Source organism: Chlorogloeopsis sp. ULAP02, assembly GCF_038404745.2.
Lineage (GTDB): Bacteria > Cyanobacteriota > Cyanobacteriia > Cyanobacteriales > Nostocaceae > Chlorogloeopsis.
In genome coordinates this window covers 74,619-91,503 of the sequence record NZ_JAYKTT020000054.1, presented here as the reverse complement: position 1 = coordinate 91,503, position 16,885 = coordinate 74,619, and the positions used below count along the sequence as shown (strand labels likewise).

Annotated in this window: 13 protein-coding genes; 5 read left to right on the top strand and 8 right to left on the bottom strand. The window is 40.7% G+C overall.

Annotated features, from left to right (window positions below; translation table 11 throughout):
- Positions 1-519: 519 nt before the first annotated feature.
- Positions 520-930, top strand: coding sequence for a class I SAM-dependent methyltransferase (locus tag U2718_RS19185; protein ID WP_341996157.1), 411 nt, complete (start codon positions 520-522; stop codon positions 928-930).
- Between the two features lie 84 nt (positions 931-1,014).
- Here the strand turns inward: U2718_RS19185 and U2718_RS19180 are convergent, their stop codons facing one another.
- The 4 genes from U2718_RS19180 to alaS all read right to left on the bottom strand — a co-directional run bounded on the left by U2718_RS19180 (position 1,015) and on the right by alaS (position 6,964).
- Entirely contained in the window at positions 1,015-1,446 is a 432-nt protein-coding gene (locus tag U2718_RS19180) for an archease (protein WP_341996155.1), read from the bottom strand.
- A gap of 26 nt (positions 1,447-1,472) precedes the next feature.
- Positions 1,473-2,369: a GTP-binding protein gene (locus U2718_RS19175; protein WP_341996153.1), complete on the bottom strand. Its 897-nt coding sequence runs from the start codon at positions 2,367-2,369 to the stop codon at positions 1,473-1,475.
- Positions 2,370-2,476: 107 nt separating this feature from the next.
- Positions 2,477-3,937, bottom strand: a complete 1,461-nt coding sequence (locus U2718_RS19170) for an RtcB family protein (RefSeq protein ID WP_341996150.1) — start codon at positions 3,935-3,937, stop codon at positions 2,477-2,479.
- Positions 3,938-4,318: 381 nt separating this feature from the next.
- Positions 4,319-6,964 (bottom strand): alanine--tRNA ligase, encoded by a 2,646-nt coding sequence (alaS, locus tag U2718_RS19165; RefSeq protein ID WP_341996148.1) that lies wholly within the window; start codon positions 6,962-6,964, stop codon positions 4,319-4,321.
- A gap of 227 nt (positions 6,965-7,191) precedes the next feature.
- Between alaS and U2718_RS19160 the strand changes: the two genes are divergently transcribed.
- Together U2718_RS19160 and U2718_RS19155 are read left to right on the top strand one after the other, a co-directional pair.
- A complete protein-coding gene (locus tag U2718_RS19160) occupies positions 7,192-7,395 on the top strand; it encodes a heavy-metal-associated domain-containing protein (protein WP_341996146.1) in 204 nt (67 codons plus the stop codon).
- A gap of 912 nt (positions 7,396-8,307) precedes the next feature.
- Positions 8,308-9,345 (top strand): GGDEF domain-containing protein, encoded by a 1,038-nt coding sequence (locus U2718_RS19155; RefSeq protein WP_341996144.1) that lies wholly within the window; start codon positions 8,308-8,310, stop codon positions 9,343-9,345.
- Here the strand turns inward: U2718_RS19155 and U2718_RS19150 are convergent.
- Both U2718_RS19150 and U2718_RS19145 read right to left on the bottom strand, forming a co-directional pair.
- Complete coding sequence (locus tag U2718_RS19150) at positions 9,314-10,012, bottom strand: ATP-dependent Zn protease (protein WP_341996142.1); 699 nt, start codon at positions 10,010-10,012, stop codon at positions 9,314-9,316. The two genes, U2718_RS19155 and U2718_RS19150, sit on opposite strands and share 32 nt — an antisense overlap.
- Before the next feature lie 138 nt (positions 10,013-10,150).
- Positions 10,151-10,633, bottom strand: a complete 483-nt coding sequence (locus tag U2718_RS19145) for a hypothetical protein (RefSeq protein WP_341996140.1) — start codon at positions 10,631-10,633, stop codon at positions 10,151-10,153.
- A 247-nt stretch (positions 10,634-10,880) separates the two neighbouring features.
- Here U2718_RS19145 and U2718_RS19140 point away from each other — a divergent pair, with 247 nt between their 5' ends.
- Both U2718_RS19140 and U2718_RS19135 read left to right on the top strand, forming a co-directional pair.
- Complete coding sequence (locus U2718_RS19140; protein WP_341996138.1) at positions 10,881-11,759, top strand: AraC family transcriptional regulator; 879 nt, start codon at positions 10,881-10,883, stop codon at positions 11,757-11,759.
- 129 nt (positions 11,760-11,888) lie between these two features.
- A complete protein-coding gene (locus U2718_RS19135) occupies positions 11,889-12,305 on the top strand; it encodes a nuclear transport factor 2 family protein (protein WP_341996136.1) in 417 nt (138 codons plus the stop codon).
- 114 nt (positions 12,306-12,419) lie between these two features.
- On the opposite strand, the gene U2718_RS19130 is transcribed toward U2718_RS19135, so the two are convergent.
- A complete protein-coding gene (locus tag U2718_RS19130; RefSeq protein ID WP_341996134.1) occupies positions 12,420-15,170 on the bottom strand; it encodes a polynucleotide kinase-phosphatase in 2,751 nt (916 codons plus the stop codon).
- 174 nt (positions 15,171-15,344) lie between these two features.
- Complete coding sequence (locus tag U2718_RS19125) at positions 15,345-16,733, bottom strand: 3' terminal RNA ribose 2'-O-methyltransferase Hen1 (protein ID WP_341996132.1); 1,389 nt, start codon at positions 16,731-16,733, stop codon at positions 15,345-15,347.
- Between the last annotated feature and the right edge of the window lie 152 nt (positions 16,734-16,885).

Sequence of the window (16,885 nt, the reverse complement as noted above, 5' to 3'; positions counted from 1 at the left end):
GAATCGAGTTTTATTTATGCAGCAACCCTACACAATAGAGTAATGCATTTCATTTAAGCTAGAGCGTTAACTTTTCCACTCCATAAGATTGACCTTTACAAATTATGTCAATTATTTGATTGCTAAATAGTTGCTCTTATTTCTGTATGAAAGGAATTAAATTGCATTTCAACTGACTAGTTGCTTGATACATTGATGATTCTGTTCGACTATAAGATTATTTAAGTTACTTGATTTGTCAAATTTAGTTGACAAATTCAGATATAGTGATGTTTTTAACTCGTTTGAGTGCCTCTTTGTGGTTCATTCACAGTGTTTTTAAATTACTAAGGCTTTGCTTTTAAATCTTTTCCTCTAGTCTATCATCATGGCATTACAGAGATTACATAATCTTTTTAGCATTGTGAAGTTTATATAAGTCGAACATCTACATATAGAATGCCATGCCTGTGAATTATATTTAGCTTCTAAAGAACATAAATTTAGGACTTTTAAAGCAGGATTTTAGAGAATTCAAGAATGCTTGAAGCAGCAGATAAGCATATATACAAATGGCAATTACTTACCAACTTTAATTCCAGAACTAATTACGATCAAGGTAAATTTTACACTCCTGTAGCCAAGAAATTACTTTCACTTGTCAAACTACGCCAATGTCAGAAAATACTAGATGTTGCCACAGGTACGGGTATAGTTGCGCTTGATGCAGCCACAATAGTTGGTTATTCGGGTAAGGTAATTGGTGTGGATATATCTACAGGAATGCTCAACAATGCTAAACAAAAACTTGTAAAGTCTGGGTTGCAGAATATTGAATTTGTTGAAGCAGATGCAGAGTATTTAGACTTTAGAGACAAAGATTTTGATGTTATTTTATGCTCTTTAGCAATTTGTTATTTAACTAATATTCTCAATGTTTTACATCAGTAGTATAACTTTTTAAAACTAAAATGTACATTAATATCCCCGATCCTTGAAGAAGTCAGGGATATAGATTTTTTCTTAAATCCACTATTAAATGTCAAGAATAACCATGCTTATCCAACCATCGTGTGTTTCTTCTAACTGAAAACGATGTAAAGTCACGGCTTTGACATCTACTCGTTGATGATGGCGATCACTGTCTAGTTTTTCTCCTTTGAGTACAGCGGTAAGATGATGATTTTTATCTTTATCCTCAAAATGAATTTCTTGTGCTCGCAGTAATATTTGTTCGCAATCTTTATAGTAAATAAGTTCTTGAAGAAAATTAAATAGTAATAGATCTAATGCATCATTTTCTAAGTTAATTTGTCGCGTTTCTTTTAGTTCTATTGCTTCCAAATTATCAATCATAGTATTGATTGTTGCATCACCTGCTGCTTTGAAAAGCTCTACTAAGTCTTTTCCGGTGGCTCGAAAGGCTATATCAGCAGTGGCTAAGTCTTCAAGAAATTCGTAGGGCATAGATAGGCTACGTCAAATATAGATTACTAGTTTAGAGATAACTGCTCACATTTTTTTAAATTTTCTAGAATATCTACTTTTGTTTCTCTCAAATATTTACCGATAAAAACTAGTTCTGTTGCCTCTTGTAAAAATGACTCTAAGTCCCAACGTCCAGTTACAAAATTGAACAAATAGATACCTTCAGGAAAGCGGATAAATCCTTTAGCTCGATAAATATTTGTTTCCAGACTATTTACAAATTCTTCAAAACATGAGCGATTAAAAATAGCAGTTGATTTGTAGCTAAATGATTCAAACTCTGGTTGATGAATATGTTGTGGTGGTGCTTGTACTCGTTCTCTGCCAATACCAAACAGTAACTCTGGATCTACCTGTCCTCTAACAGCATAAACAATCGAAGCAATTTCATTAATGGAAATTAATTTTTTTTCTATAGTTAGTAACTCGCTTTCAGAAACTAAATCAATTTTATTCAAAAGAATAATATCTGCGGCTTCAATTTGTAACTGAGTTGTGTGTCCAACAGATGGATATTTTACCATTGCATCGGCATCAATTACCGTAATTACTCCATCTAGTCGTACTTTAATCAAACTCTCTTGAATGTCAAAAACTAAAGCGTCTGGTTCTGCAACTCCAGTTGTTTCTACCACAATCATATCTGGATCAATAGAATCAATGATTTCATTAACAGCAGCTTCAAATTCTCCTAATAAAGAACAGCAGACACAACCACCACCTAAATCTGCCATTTGGACATTTTTGCCTTGAATAATTTTGGCGTCAATGGCAATTTCGCCAAATTCGTTCATTAAAATGGCGATTTTTTTGGGGAAGTTTTCGAGAATATAACGCAGTAATGTTGTTTTACCACTTCCCAAAGGCCCGGTAATTACTGTTAAAGGTGTGCGTATTTTCATAATAAGTAAAAATAGGTCTTACGTAGTAGGACATAATTAAACATAAAATCCAAATTCATGAACATTAGATATAAAGAGTATTTTACCTTCTGTCCTCTGCCTTCTACTTACCCCTTTATATTTCCAATCGGTGTTAACTTTACTACCCGCTTGCTAATTCCTGCTAACTCAGTAGCTTCGATCACATCATCGATATTTTTATAAGCACCACCTGCTTCTTCTGCTAATCCTGAGTAAGAGGTACTGCGGACATATATACCCCGACTTTCCATTTCTTTTTGGAGTTTGTCCCCACGATAAATTTTGCGTGCTTTTGCCCGGCTCATTGTGCGTCCGCTACCGTGGGCAGTGCTGAAAAATGTTTGCTCTCCACTGGGTACCCCTACTAATAGATAAGAGCCAGTTTCCATGCTGCCGCCAATAATTATTGGCTGTCCAATATTCTTATATTGCTTGGGCAAATCTGCCATACCAGAAGCAAAAGCGCGAGTAGCACCCTTACGATGAACAAGGAGCGATCGCTCTTTACCATCAACAATATGTCGCTCTAGTTTGGCAGTGTTATGGGCTACATCATAGACCATATGCAGATCTAAATCTTCTGGTGGCTTTTTGAGAATCTCTGAAAATACTTCTCGGATGCGATGTAGAATAACTTGACGATTGGCAAACGACATATTAATGCCGCATTTCATAGCAGTAAAATAGGCTTGTCCTTCAGGAGAGTAGAAAGGCGCACAGGCTAATTCTCGATCCAGAATTTTAATGCCATATTTACTTTCCATCACTTTGAGAAAAATTTGCAGATAATCTGTAGCTACTTGATGTCCGAAACCCCGACTACCACAGTGGAACATCACGACTACTTGATTGGGGATAGTAATTCCTAAACTTGTGGCTAATTCGCGATCAAAAATATTTTCTGGTTGAGCAATTTGAATTTCTAGATAATGGTTACCAGATCCCAAAGTGCCAATTTGGTTGACACCTCGATCAATTGCCTTTTCACTGATTTTGGCAGAGTCAGCACCTACAATACACCCATTTTCTTCAATAAACTGCAAGTCTTCTTCCCTACCATAGCCATTGCGAACACACCATTGGGCGCCTTCTTCTACCACTTTGCGAAACTCATTGCGTGAAAGTTTCACAAAACCTGTGCTTCCTACTCCAGCAGGTACTCTTTCGTAAAGTTTATCTACTAACTTTTTGATATGAGGCTTTACTTGATCATAAGTTAAATCAGTAACTATTAAGCGCATCCCGCAATTAATATCAAAACCGATCCCGCCAGGAGAAATCACTCCTCCTTGCTCCACATCCATTGCTGCTACACCACCAATCGGAAAACCATAACCAAAGTGTCCGTCTGGCATACACAAAGCATACTTAGTTATCCCTGGAAGTGTAGCTACATTTGTGACTTGATCGTATACCGCTTCGTCTAATTCCTGAATTATCTTTTCTGTTCCGTAGATCCGAGCAGGAACAAGCATTCCCTGTTTGTAGGAAATTGGAATTTCCCAGATAGTATCAGAAATTCTTTGTAAAACTTCTATTATTGCCATATACTCTACTCCCGCACTGTATTCGCTGTTTGCAAAAATTTCTGCCACAAAATCCAATTGGTTCGTGGCGGGAGTTTCAAAATACACTTAGAAACTAGTGATTTAAAGATAAATTTTCTACTAGGTTAAAACCTCTGTCTAAGGAAATGCCTAGTCTTAATTGGCGTTTACCTATAGAATCAGAAATGAGGCACGAGTTATGGAATAATCAACCGCAGAGGGCGCGGAGGAAGGAAGATTTTAGAGGAATTTTGCGTAAGTGTCCGAAGAATGTTTTACTCTTGAAGGTAAATAAAAAATGGGTCATGCCTTCGCCCAACCCATTCTCAAAATTTGTTAATAATTTCCAGGCAGGCAAGATGCCTGCTCCACAAACAGAAATTAAGCCAACGCTGACTTTAACTCACTCTGAGCTTGCTTTATTGCCTCTGGTAACTTACTCGCATCACGTCCGCCTGCTTGTGCTAAGTTAGGACGCCCGCCGCCTCCACCACCACAAATTTTGGCGATCGCACCAATAAATTTTCCGGCTTGCAAGCCTTTCTTATTTACCTCTGGAGAGAAAGCAGCAACTAAGCTGACTTTCCCGGCTTCGGGAACGGAACCGAGTACCACTGCTGCACCAGTGCCAAGTTTTTGCTGTAGGCGTTCGGCGGCTGTTTTTAAGGACTCTGGATCAATATCTTCCATCTGAGCAACTAAAATTTTATAGTCGCCGACAGTTTCGACTGTTTGCAGTAGACTGTCAGATTTCGTGATCGCAAGCTGTGACTTGAGTGTTTCTAGTTCTTTTTGAGTGGTTCTCAGTTCGTTTTGGAGAGTTGTAATTCTCTCTGGTAGTTCTTCAGGTTTGACTTTAAATCTGTCACTCAAATCCTTAACTACTTTATCGCGGACGTTCAAGTAGTCTAGCATCGCCGGGCCAGAAACAGCTTCAATCCGTCGTACTCCCGAAGCAACACCACTTTCAGAGATAATTTTGAAAACGCCAATTTCGCCAGTGTTGCTAACGTGGGTTCCACCGCACAATTCCATCGACACTCCTGGAAAATCAATCACCCGTACTTCTTCGCCGTATTTTTCCCCAAACATAGCGATCGCACCTTTAGCTTTTGCTTCGGCGAGGGGCAGAATTGCCACATGAGCTGAGTGTGCTTCTGCAATCCAAGTATTTACTTGTTCCTCTACTTGCTGAATCTCTTCTGGTGTTAAGGGGCGTGAACAGTTGAAGTCAAAGCGCAATCTATCAAACGCTACCAAAGAACCCGCTTGGGAGATCGAATCATCGACAATTTTCTTTAGCGCTGCTTGTAATAGGTGAGTGGCTGTATGGTTGGCTTGCAGGCGACGCCGACAAGCGCGATCAATTTGGGCAGTAATAGTATCGCCTACTCTCAGGGTGCCACGTTCAATCCGTCCAAAATGAACAAAGAAATCGGATTCTTTTTTGACATCATTAATTGTAGCGACGACACCTTCACCAGAGATATAACCCTTATCGCCAATTTGTCCACCCGACTCAGCATAAAACGGGGTTTTGTCGAGGACAATTTGCACATCAGTTCCTGCTTCTGCTTCTTCTTGGGAAACGCCACCTACAAGTATTGCTTCGATTTTGGCAGTTGTCGTTGGTTGGAGATAGCCCAAAAACTCTGTAGCTTGAATATGTTCAGCTAGCTTGTCAAGAGAACCTTGCACTGTTAAGTCGATACTTTCGTGAGCAACTCTTGCGCGTTGTCTCTGTTTTTCCATTTCGACATTGAAGCTATCAACATCGACAGCCAGGTTGTTTTCCTCTGCTATTTCTTGGGTAAGTTCTAAGGGGAAACCGTAAGTATCAAATAGGGTAAAGGCATCTTCTCCGCTAATTTGGGTTTTGCCTTGCTGCTTCACCTGAGCAATAATTTCCTCCAGCAGTTTTTCGCCTCTTTCTAACGTCTGGAGAAAACGAGATTCTTCCCGTTGCAATTCTGCTTTGATGGCATTTTCTCGTTGACGGAGATTGGGGTAAGCATCTTCAGCCAAAGAAATAGCAACTTCAGCAACTTGGGTGGTAAATTCACTATTAATGCCTATTAAGCGCCCGTGACGCACCAGACGCCGAATTAAGCGCCGCAGCACATAACCCCTTCCCACGTTGGAGGCACGGATTTCATCGGCAATCATATGAACGACGGCGCGAGCGTGATCCCCAATAATTTTTAGGGAAACTTGATTTTTTTCGTCAACTTTATAGTAGTCAACACCAGTAATTTCTGCTGCTTTTTTAATAATCGGGAAAATTAAATCAGTTTCGTAGTTATTGGGAACTTGTTGGAGAATTTGCGCCATCCTCTCCAAACCCATGCCTGTGTCGATATTCTTATTAGCAAGGGGTGTTAGATTGCCTTCTGCATCCTGGTTGTATTGCATGAAGACAAGATTATAAAACTCAATAAATCGAGTATCGTCTTCTAAATCTATATTGTCGTCACCCCGTTCTGGGTGAAAATCATAGTATATCTCTGAACTGGGGCCACAAGGGCCAGTCGGCCCAGAGTTCCAGAAGTTATCATCTGCACCCATGCGCTTAATTCTCTTTTCTGGCACGCTGATTTGATCTCGCCAGATCGCATAGGCTTCGTCGTCTTCTTCGTAGACACTGACAACGAGGTGCTCTGGAGGTAACTTAAAGACAGTTGTTGAGATTTCCCAACCCCAAGCGATCGCTTGTTCTTTGAAATAGTCGCCAAAACTAAAGTTACCCAACATTTCAAAGAAGGTATGATGCCGTTGGGTGCGTCCGACATTTTCAATATCATTGGTGCGGATGCATTTTTGGGAAGTAGTAGCACGATTGAATTCTGGCGTGCGTTGTCCCAAAAATATCGGTTTAAACGGTAGCATCCCCGCGATCGTCAGCAGCACGGTGGGATCTTCTGGCACGAGGGAGGCACTTGGCAGAATTTGGTGTCCCCGTTGGGCATAGAAGTCGAGAAACAAGGTGCGAATTTCGTTACCGCTGAGGAACTGGGGATGATAAGACATGGGAGGGATATTTACGTAAGATAGTGAAATTGCATCAGAGAGGATAATCCTAATTCTGACATTTTGTTTGAATTTGCTGCTACCCGAAAACCTAGATTGAGAAATCAACGAAGCTTACAGCTGGCGATGGTAGCACAATCCCCTAACTGTAGTCGGATGAGCAATTAATCTTTATTTAATAGGATAGATATTTGAGAATATGGCAAATTTCTAAGATGAGGTTACTCATGGCATTAAAATTGAAAGTTCCAAATATAGCTTGTGAAGGTTGTGCCGAAACGATTACGGAATCTATCCAAACTATGGAACCTGATGCAAAGGTTGAGGTAGATATCAAAGCTAAAACTGTGACTGTAGAATCTCAAGCTTCCGAAGAATCCATTAAACAAGCTATTGTGGCGGCTGGTTATGAGATCGAGGGCTATCAATAGATACTGATTGAGTAATCAATAGTTTATAAAAAAAGAACATCGCAGCCTAAGCGGCAAGTCGCCGCTTATCTACACTGAGTACTATTTACTATCCCTAATCTCAACTAATTCTAGGTTCTATGTTTTTTTATAAGCTTGGAATTATTTCTTAATGTTTTATTTGGGATCATTTTTTTACAGTTTTGCTATTATGTAAATCTACTTAGTAGTCTGGAGGACAAAACAGCTAATAGCTAGCTGTTATAAAGCTGTATTTTGTATCATTAATATTATTCCTTGTTTTTGTTTAAAAAACAGGCTCATAATTCACTAAAATTTTATCAATTCCTAGTGAATATCAGGATATTGTGGAATTATGGAGACTCTGAAAATTAGTTTTAAAACAAAACATGAACTTAAGTATAGCAGGTTAATAGTAGCAAAAAAGACTGATTTTTTAGTTATCTAGCCTTAGAAAAATGCAGCTTAGTAATGGTTTATACGGATGACATAAAATAAAGAATATATCATTCGTAGAGCAAAATAATAAAAACAGAAAAATTGTTTAACCTGTCCAATTTTTATTGGAAAATCTAAGATTATTGAGAACAAGTTATCGGATAACAATTCTGGATAAATAATTCCTGTAAGTTACAGTAATACTTTGTCTACTTTTGAAGATAATTCAGTATTTTTACTGTTTAAAGGATCAATGGCGAAAGGCGGAACTTAAGTATCCTGAATTTTAACTTTAATTACTGTGGTGATCAGTACAGTTAGGAAGAGGAGATGAGTGTATATGCTAGTTTCAGATAAAAAATATAGGATACTACCCCTTGTTAAAATACATAAGTATATATAGGCAACAAAAAATATTAAGGGGTTTTAATAGGTTTGTATCCTTGAAGTTGATATAGGGCAAAAAGCAAAGCCATGAAAATTTCTATTCTGGTCTTTGGAAGCAAAAACTTTATCACTACACTTCCGGATCAGATCCGTGATGCAAGTGCCTTTAGCATAGAAGTTATCAATAATGTTAATCAGGCAGTGTCTTACATTCAAATTACACCGCCCGATATTGTTCTTGTACAAGCGAGCAATGATGGCAGTCTAGAGCTTTGCTACTGGCTAAAAGAACAAACAAAACTATCTTGGATCTACTGTATCCTTTTGGAAGACCGCCCCCAATTGCTTGCTCACAGAAGCGATTATGGCTGGGAGTGGGAGTTTGAGATGAACGCGATCGCACTTAAGCAAGGAGCCGATGCCTACATTTGGCTAACTCCAAAGGACAATAGAGATTTAACTATGGTTGATTTAACCATCAACCAGCCCTTATTATTAGCACAATTGACAGCAGGTTTGCGAAAAGCGCAAAAGTACCGCGAATTGCTCCGTACAAACGATATTTTGTCAACAATCGCCCTATCTGATGCGCTGACAGAATTAAACAATCGCCGTGCTTTAGATTGGGAATTACCTAGACAAATTAAAAAAGCTCGTAATCATCGAACTTCTTTAAGTTTAATTATTTTAGATGTCGATTATTTTAAAAAAGTTAATGATACTTACGGACATTTAGTTGGCGATCGCCTTTTGCAGTTGTTATCTCATCGACTTCAGCATAATCTGCGATGCCAGGATACTCCCTTTCGTTATGGTGGGGAAGAATTTGTGATTTTGCTTGGCAACACAAATTACGATGAGGCAATAGTTGTAGCAAATCGTCTCAATCGTATAGTCAGCGAACAACCCTTCACGATTAACAACCAACTGTCTATTAACCTCACCGTAAGTCTGGGTACATCATGTCTGCGAGCAGAAGATGATGCTAACGGAATCAGTCTACTTGAACGTGCTGATCAACATCTGTTACAAGCAAAAGCAGCTGGGCGTAACTGTGCGATCGGCTGTAAAAACGAAAACTTTTTTTCTCAACCTATTTCACATCTTCAGGTAGTTTCCTCTTGAGTTGGAGCGCGCTCATACACTCTGCTACCGAAGCTCGTTGGCGCATAGCATTAACTAAAGCTTGATAGGCTAACCAATTTTCTTGCAGGAGAGTTTTGGCTTGCAGAGCGAAAAAGCGCTGTTTTTGCTCGCAAACAGGTGCAGAAAAACCCATACTTGCTAAAACTCCAGCCAACTTATTTTTATCATCAGCCCCACCTTCAGCGTTTTTGTATACTAAATTCTCAGCGGCAATACCCGCCATCCAAACAGTACAGTAGCGATCCAGCATTTGGGTGCTAATAGTTCCTCGCTCCAGTTCGGATGCTAGCTGTTGATCATTAAAACTTACACCGCCTTGCCCTGGTTGCTTTTGTTTCCAAGCCTCCCACGCGCTGAGAGTATAACCGATGACGGGAATATCTAAAAGATAGGCAACCAAAAAGTGTCCGGCTTCGTGATGGATAATGCGTTCTCGATGTTCAGGAGAAAATCCAGCAATCCAATCTAACAATATGGTTCCACCCTTACCTTGCCAACCCAATGTATCAACAGTTGCTATTCCCAAAATCGTAAAGGTAGCAAGTGCAGGTACTGTGGGCGATAAATGAAATAATGGCCCCAGCAAGCTGGAAAGAGTCATGAGAAAAACAGAGATGGCGATTAAATTTAAGGCGGTTTTACTCATGGCTAACTACGCTCATACAGCTTAATTTTTCTTAATCATTTATATTAAATATAAAGCGATCGCACCAAGAATAGAACCAAAATTACTGTTAGTGGATGAATTCATGATCTTGATTAATCCCCATCCAAGCAGATGATTTTAGTCAACATAGTCTGTTGTAATGTCAAGCTTTTCAGTATTATTTGAAGTGATTGGACGCTGACCGTCGATGTCAATGGTATCCTTAACTTGATAATTACTGTTAATAATCGGACGTTGACCGTCGATGTCGAGAGTATCCCTAACCTCTAAATCACTTGGGTCTATTGGACGCTGACCATCTATAGCCAGCATTTCACGATCCTGAAAGTCGCTTTTGGCAATCGGACGTTGACCGTCTATGTTAATTGTTTCATTTGATTGAAAATTGCTCTTAGCTATTGGACGTTGACCATCGATGTCGAGAGTATCCTTAACCTCTAAATCACTTGAGTCTATCGGACGCTGACCATCGATATCAATGATACCCGAAAAATTTTTCAGTTCTTGAAATGATGGCTGATCAACAATATTCGCTTCAGTACCTGTTGTATTTTGATCAGAATTACTTGCAGTACTATCAATATTGTCTATATTATCCATGCTCTTGCCTGTTCTTCCTTCTTCTAATTCGCCTATTAACTAAATAGGATACTTAGGTGGAGCCAAAAAAACCTCTATCAGGGCATATAATGTGTTTCCAACTTGAGAGTGATTTATTTATCAAAAAAGTCTTTTGGGGTGTAATAAGCTAATTCATTTTTCCAAAACAGAAACCTCAATCACCATTTTTGGGGAAGGCATCTCTAGTGCTTGCTGTTAGAATCCTCTTAGAAAACTCGAAATAACTGTGACCGATCCTGCTCAAAACAAGCTGCCTTTAATCCTTCCCCGATCGCCGATTTTGGTGAGTGACGGTTCGAGGTGGACAAACATTCACTTTGCCCACTTTCAGCAACCTCCCTGTAATGTGCCGGAGCATATATCACTTCGACATACCCTTTGTATGAATGTCGGCAAGCCTGTGCGACTGGAGCAAGTCGTTGATGGAAAACTAAAGGTGGTTGACTCAATCCCAGGAGATTTGGCAATTTATCCCGCCCATTTGAGTCAACAGTTCCGTTGGAATAAAGAAGCTGAATTCTTCAATCTGTTTTTAGAACCGTCATTTTTGACTGAGGTGAGTTATGACGTGTTTGGGAGCGATCACTTAGAACTGATTCCCCATCTTGCGACTCTTGTTGATCCGTTAGTGCAACAGATTGGCTTTGCGCTGAAAACATCACTAGAGATTGATGGGGAAAACAGCAGTTTATATGCTGATGCGATCGCCTATGCACTAGTCGTCCATCTTTTAGCTCGATATTCAACTCATTCACGTCAAATTAAACCGATACCAGGCGGTTTTACTCAAACACAATGGAAGCAAATTATTGATTTCATTAATGCAAATCTGGATAAAAACATTAACTTGGCTGAATTGGCAAAAATTGTGCAATTAAGTCCCTATCATTTTGCTCACTTGTTCAAGAAATCAATCAATACATCACCTCATCAATATGTAATCCGTTGCCGAATTGAACGAGCTAAACAACTGATGGTGATGGGAAATTTGTCACTTGTGACAATTGCTCAGATGGTTGGTTTTGCCAGTCAAGGACATTTTACCTACCATTTCAAACGACTTGTGGGAGTGACACCCAAAGTTTATTCGCAGCAAAAACGTTGAAAATGATCGCAAGAACATTGAAGCAAAGCACTCCAAGATTTCTGCATACTGAATCTGTAATCGTTAAAGACTAGTCTGACGATTGTAAAACTTTGCTACAAACACTTTGTATGAAAGGAAGAAAATGCTATGTCGCACGAGAATATCGAGACAACTCGTCGTTTGTTCAAAGCGGTTGAAGAACGTGATGTAGCTGGAGTACTTGCCGCTTACGATCCTGAAATTGTTATCCGCGATGCTGTATCACTACCTTATGGTGGTGTTCATCACGGTTTTAAAGGCGCAAAACAACACATTGAAGGTGCAGCGCAAACCTGGAATCATCTCCAACCCGAAGTTGAAAGAAAGATGGATGCTGTCTTTCTCGATGCAGGCGAGTATATCGTTGTTCTCTGGCGGCTGAAAGGCTTGGAAGTGAGTAGCGGCAGAAAACTTGATTTGCCAGCTGCAAGCGTTTATAAAATGCGCGGCAGCAAAATTGTTGAATCCCAAATGTTTTACTCCGATACTGTTGCGATCGAGCAATTTCTAGCGAGCAAAACCTGAACCTGCATCACTATCTTGCTTTTGCTTCCACCTTATTTCTTTGATTGTCATACATTCTGACCACTAAATGATTATTTGATTGGCGTTGCTAAACGAAGGTATGTTTTGAGTAGTTTACAACCTTGGATCTACAGGTTCGCTTTCTAGCGCCAAAATACCAAAAACGCATTCATGCACATGGCGTAAGGGTGCATGGGCAACAAAACGCTCTAATGCTTCAACACCCAAAGCAAACTCCCGCATAGCCAAAGAACGTTTCAGGGATAACCCCCTTTGACGCAGACGTTGCAAATTCTCAGGCAGATTGTATTCTGGCCCGTAGATAATGCGTAGATATTCTTGTCCGCGACACTTGATCGCAGGTTGTATAATACCCCGATTACCTTTAATTATGAATTGCATTGGTTTAACTACCATACCTTCACTTCCCCCTGCCGTTAGTTCTTTCCACCAATGCACCCCTTCAGCCACACTACTGGGATCTGATAAATCTATTACCTTGTGTGCTGTTTTTAACATTAGCTCTAGCTCGTGAGAGGCAATTTTTGCCACTTCTTCAATGTGCCAACAATGATTTTTTTCGGTATGGACAGCTTTTTCTGTTGCTAAGATGTGGAAAGGCGCAAGCTTTAAGTGAGAAATATCACTTACACTCCAGCAGTACTGGCGATAGGCATTGACATATTGCTGTGCCATTTCAGCTTTTTGCTGATAACTGCTCAACTGTGTACTGACGTCAACACCAAGGTAATTGGCTTTTTCCAGTAATGTGACGGCATTATTGAGGGCAAGACGTGAAGCAACCCCTACAGGTGCATATTGTTCTCGTAACAACCCTGAAGCTTTTGCTGACCAAGGCATGAGTTCACAATCTAAACAAACCCAAGTGGTATCAAATCTTTCCCAAAAGCCACTGCTAGAAAGAGCAACATTCAAACGCTCCAGAAGCTGTGTTTCTAGAGTAGAGTTTTCAAAAAAACGTCTTCCGGTGCGAGTATAGCAGATACCGATGCCCTCGTCATCCACACCAAAGCGTTTCTTGGCTGCCACTTGATCACGGCAAACAATTACTACTGCCCGCGAACCCATATGCTTTTCTTCACACACCACCTCCGTAATTCCTTGGTTTTGGTAGTAAGCAAAAGCTTGTTGGGGATGTTCCAAATATCCTGCTTCTTGGGAAGTTTCTACTGGAGACATCGTAGGCGGCAAGTAAATGAGCCATTTGGGATTGGCAGCAAAACGGCTCATAACCTCTAGGGCAGCGATCGCATTTTCTTCTCTGATTGTAATATTAGATACTAGACTGGTGTTGACAATACGCTTACCCAGTACATCATCTATATGCAGTAAATCATCATGTTCTTGTTGGGCTGTCTTTTCTATGTCCGACTCCTCACTGCCAGTGATTGTCACTGGTTTAACAGGCTGGCAATAAACTTGAGCAGCAGGTACGCTTACCAATTCCTTTTCTGGATAGCGCAAGGCTGTAAGTTTGCCTCCGAAGACACAACCTGTATCAATATCAATTGTGTTATTTAACCATTCCGCATCCGGCACAGGAGTGTGTCCGTAGACAACCATCGCCTCGCCTCTGTATTCTGCTGCCCAGTTGTAACGAATGGGTAAGCCAAACTCGTCAATTTCGCCAGTAGTTTCGCCATATAGAGCAAATTCTCGCACTTGTGCCGAACCACGTCCTTGATACTCCTGCTTCATTCCCGCATGGGCAACTACCAGTTGTCCATTATCAAGGACATAATGACTCACCAAAGAATCTAGAAACTCTTTCAATTGCTTTGAAAATTGTTCGCGCACTTCTTCTGGCAAAGCTGCAATTTCTGCCAATGTTTGCTCTAAGCCATGATTTACCTTAACATTCTTGCCCCGTAATTTCCGCAATAGTTTGTGTTCATGGTTTCCAGGAACGCAAAAAGCTGTTCCCGCTGCTACCATATTTCGCACTAGCTTGACTGTATCAAGGATGCGTGGCCCTCGGTCTACCAAATCACCCAAGAAAATAGCTTTACGTCCTTGGGGATGTTGATAGGTGGGGGCATCGTTCCAGAGGGAAGGCGGAATTGACGCGGGGAGGTGGGGACGCGGGGAGGTAGGGAATTTGTCTGGTTGTCTTTTAGTCTCCTTGTCCTCATGTCTGTGGGCGTCATCCTTACGGGTACTCCACGAGAAGCCGCCCTCCGGGTACCTCTTTGCGTCATCAAAAACTGCATCTCCCTGTCCTCCATCCTTGATGTATCCCAATTGTCCCAGTAGTTCTTCTAATTCATTGCAACAGCCGTGAATATCGCCAATAATATCAAAGGGGCCGTGTTCGTATTTGCGGTTATTCCAAAGGGGTTGACGCTCAATTTCTACAGCATCAATTTCTTCTGGAGACTTGAGAATGTAGACGTAGCGGAAGCCTTCTCTTTCTAAATTTCGTAGGGAACGCCGCAAAAACTGGGTATGACGACGAACAACATGGGAACCAAACTGACGATCGGGGCGTTGTTGATTGCGTTGATGGCACAACTCTTCTGGTAAATCGAAAGCGATCGCAACTGGGAAAAAATGGTATTGCCGTGCTAGATGAACAAATTCTTTGCGATCATCGGGATGAACGTTTGTTGCATCAACTACTGTCAGTTTCCCTGCTGGTAAACGTTTAGTAGTAATGTAGCGCAGCACTTCAAAGGCATCTTTGCTAACAGACTGATTATTCTCATCATTAGATATTAATCCCCGACAAAAGTCTGAAGAAAGCACCTCAAAGCTTTGAAAATGTTTGCGGGCAAAGGTTGATTTTCCGGCACCGGATGCGCCAATGAGGACAACTAAGGACAGTTCAGGAATAGTTAATTTCATTGTTGGTTAGTGGTTAGTAGTTAGTGGGTAGTGGTTTTGTTGATTATGTGAACGGTTGAAACAGACTATTTACCTTCTAAACCTGCCCGTACAGTGGTTAGTCAATGGTGTTAACTAATGACAAATAACTCTGAATTCCTACAAAAATAATTGCTTCCATAGCCAATCATGAAATTAGGAATTACGGCTAAATACTCCCATTTGTGTTGGTGAACCGACTTCTGAGTCTTCTATTCCTACAGATTGAAACTCCACTTTGTAGCCAAAGCGCTCTGCCACACTGTTTCCCCAAGTTTGGAATTGCTCTCGTGTCCACTCAAAGCGGTGATCTTTATGGCGCAGTCTCCCAGCAGGTAAATTCGTAAATCTGACGTTATACTCAATATTTGGTGTAGTTAAAACGATAGTTTTTGGTTGAGCCACCTCAAACAAAACTCGCTCAAAAGCTTGAATACGCGATAAATCTAGATGTTCAATTACCTCAATTACCGTAGCTGCATCGTAACCTTTGAAACGCTTATCCTGGTAAGTGAGCGCACTTTGAATCAGTTGTAGGCGGTTCCAGCGATCGCGAGGTAAACGCAACCGATCTAATCTTTCTTTTGCTATTTCTAAAGAGCGATAGGAAACATCAACACCTGTGATTTGCTCAAAAAAGCTGTCTTTTAGCAAAATTTTTAATAAAGTGCCTTGAGCGCAGCCTAAATCAATCACCCGCTTGGCATCATACTTTTTGAGTACAGTCAAAATCGCATTTATCCTTTGCTGATTGAGGCTGAGGGGTTTTTCTATGGCTGCTTCTGCTTGAGTGTGTGTTTCTTCTACCCAATCTGGATCGAGGTTGTCTTCCTCCGCCAGTTGAGCCAAAGCAGTACGAGTTAAATAACCTTGGCGTTTTAGGTAGCGCTTAGTAATTTGTTCTCGTGCCGGATGCCCAGCTAACCAACCTTCACCATGACGTAGCAGTTTTTCGACTTCCTCATCACCCACCCAGTAATGTTTTTCATCATCTAGTACAGGGATAAGTACGTAGAGATGACTTAATAAATCTGAAATTGAAAGAGTGTGCCGCAATTCAACGGTGTAATAATTGCTATGTCCCCACTCAGGAAAATTTTCATCTAATAAATGAGCTTGAGCGCTAACACAATAGCCTAGAGGTTCAAATAGTTGCCGTAAAAACTCTTCACCTCCCCGACAAGGTAGTACAGGCAATCTTGCTACCAAGGGTATGGAGGTTTGTGCTAATTCCGGCTTGTCTTTACAACGTCCCCTCAGGGCAGTACTGAATACTTGAGCTATTGCCACACTCAAAAATGAAGAAGCAACATAGGGGCGATCGCTCACGTATTGCCGAATCAAAGCACCCCTTCCCCGCGCCAATTTCACTGCATCGACATCCAATAGGAGTACTGCTGTACAGCGCTGTGTACTCACCTCAGAATAAAAAATATGTGCCTTGCCAAAGGAAAGGACAAAAGATTGACAGCGCTCTGGGTGTTTATGTAGTAAGTAGCCTAGTTCTGTAGCAGGTTGGTGTGTAGTTGTAATGGTCAGCAGCATTCACTTTCAAGAGGGTGAGCTTAAGAGGGTTCTGTGAATACTACTGTTGTAAAAACTAATATTACGCAAAAATTCTCATAATTGTTTTTGATGCTGGCAGTATCCCGCTGTATTTCCTCAACCAGTGGCGATCGCAAAACTCCAAATCATAA

Bases quoted from the DNA above. Each gene is read 5' to 3' on its own strand.
- U2718_RS19185 (WP_341996157.1), top strand. From the start codon at position 520: ATGCTTGAAGCAGCAGATAAGCATATATACAAATGGCAATTACTTACC.
- U2718_RS19180 (WP_341996155.1), bottom strand. From the start codon at position 1,446: ATGCCCTACGAATTTCTTGAAGACTTAGCCACTGCTGATATAGCCTTT.
- U2718_RS19175 (WP_341996153.1), bottom strand. From the start codon at position 2,369: ATGAAAATACGCACACCTTTAACAGTAATTACCGGGCCTTTGGGAAGT.
- U2718_RS19170 (WP_341996150.1), bottom strand. From the start codon at position 3,937: ATGGCAATAATAGAAGTTTTACAAAGAATTTCTGATACTATCTGGGAA.
- alaS (WP_341996148.1), bottom strand. From the start codon at position 6,964: ATGTCTTATCATCCCCAGTTCCTCAGCGGTAACGAAATTCGCACCTTG.
- U2718_RS19160 (WP_341996146.1), top strand. From the start codon at position 7,192: ATGGCATTAAAATTGAAAGTTCCAAATATAGCTTGTGAAGGTTGTGCC.
- U2718_RS19155 (WP_341996144.1), top strand. From the start codon at position 8,308: ATGAAAATTTCTATTCTGGTCTTTGGAAGCAAAAACTTTATCACTACA.
- U2718_RS19150 (WP_341996142.1), bottom strand. From the start codon at position 10,012: ATGAGTAAAACCGCCTTAAATTTAATCGCCATCTCTGTTTTTCTCATG.
- U2718_RS19145 (WP_341996140.1), bottom strand. From the start codon at position 10,633: ATGGATAATATAGACAATATTGATAGTACTGCAAGTAATTCTGATCAA.
- U2718_RS19135 (WP_341996136.1), top strand. From the start codon at position 11,889: ATGTCGCACGAGAATATCGAGACAACTCGTCGTTTGTTCAAAGCGGTT.
- U2718_RS19130 (WP_341996134.1), bottom strand. From the start codon at position 15,170: ATGAAATTAACTATTCCTGAACTGTCCTTAGTTGTCCTCATTGGCGCA.
- U2718_RS19125 (WP_341996132.1), bottom strand. From the start codon at position 16,733: ATGCTGCTGACCATTACAACTACACACCAACCTGCTACAGAACTAGGC.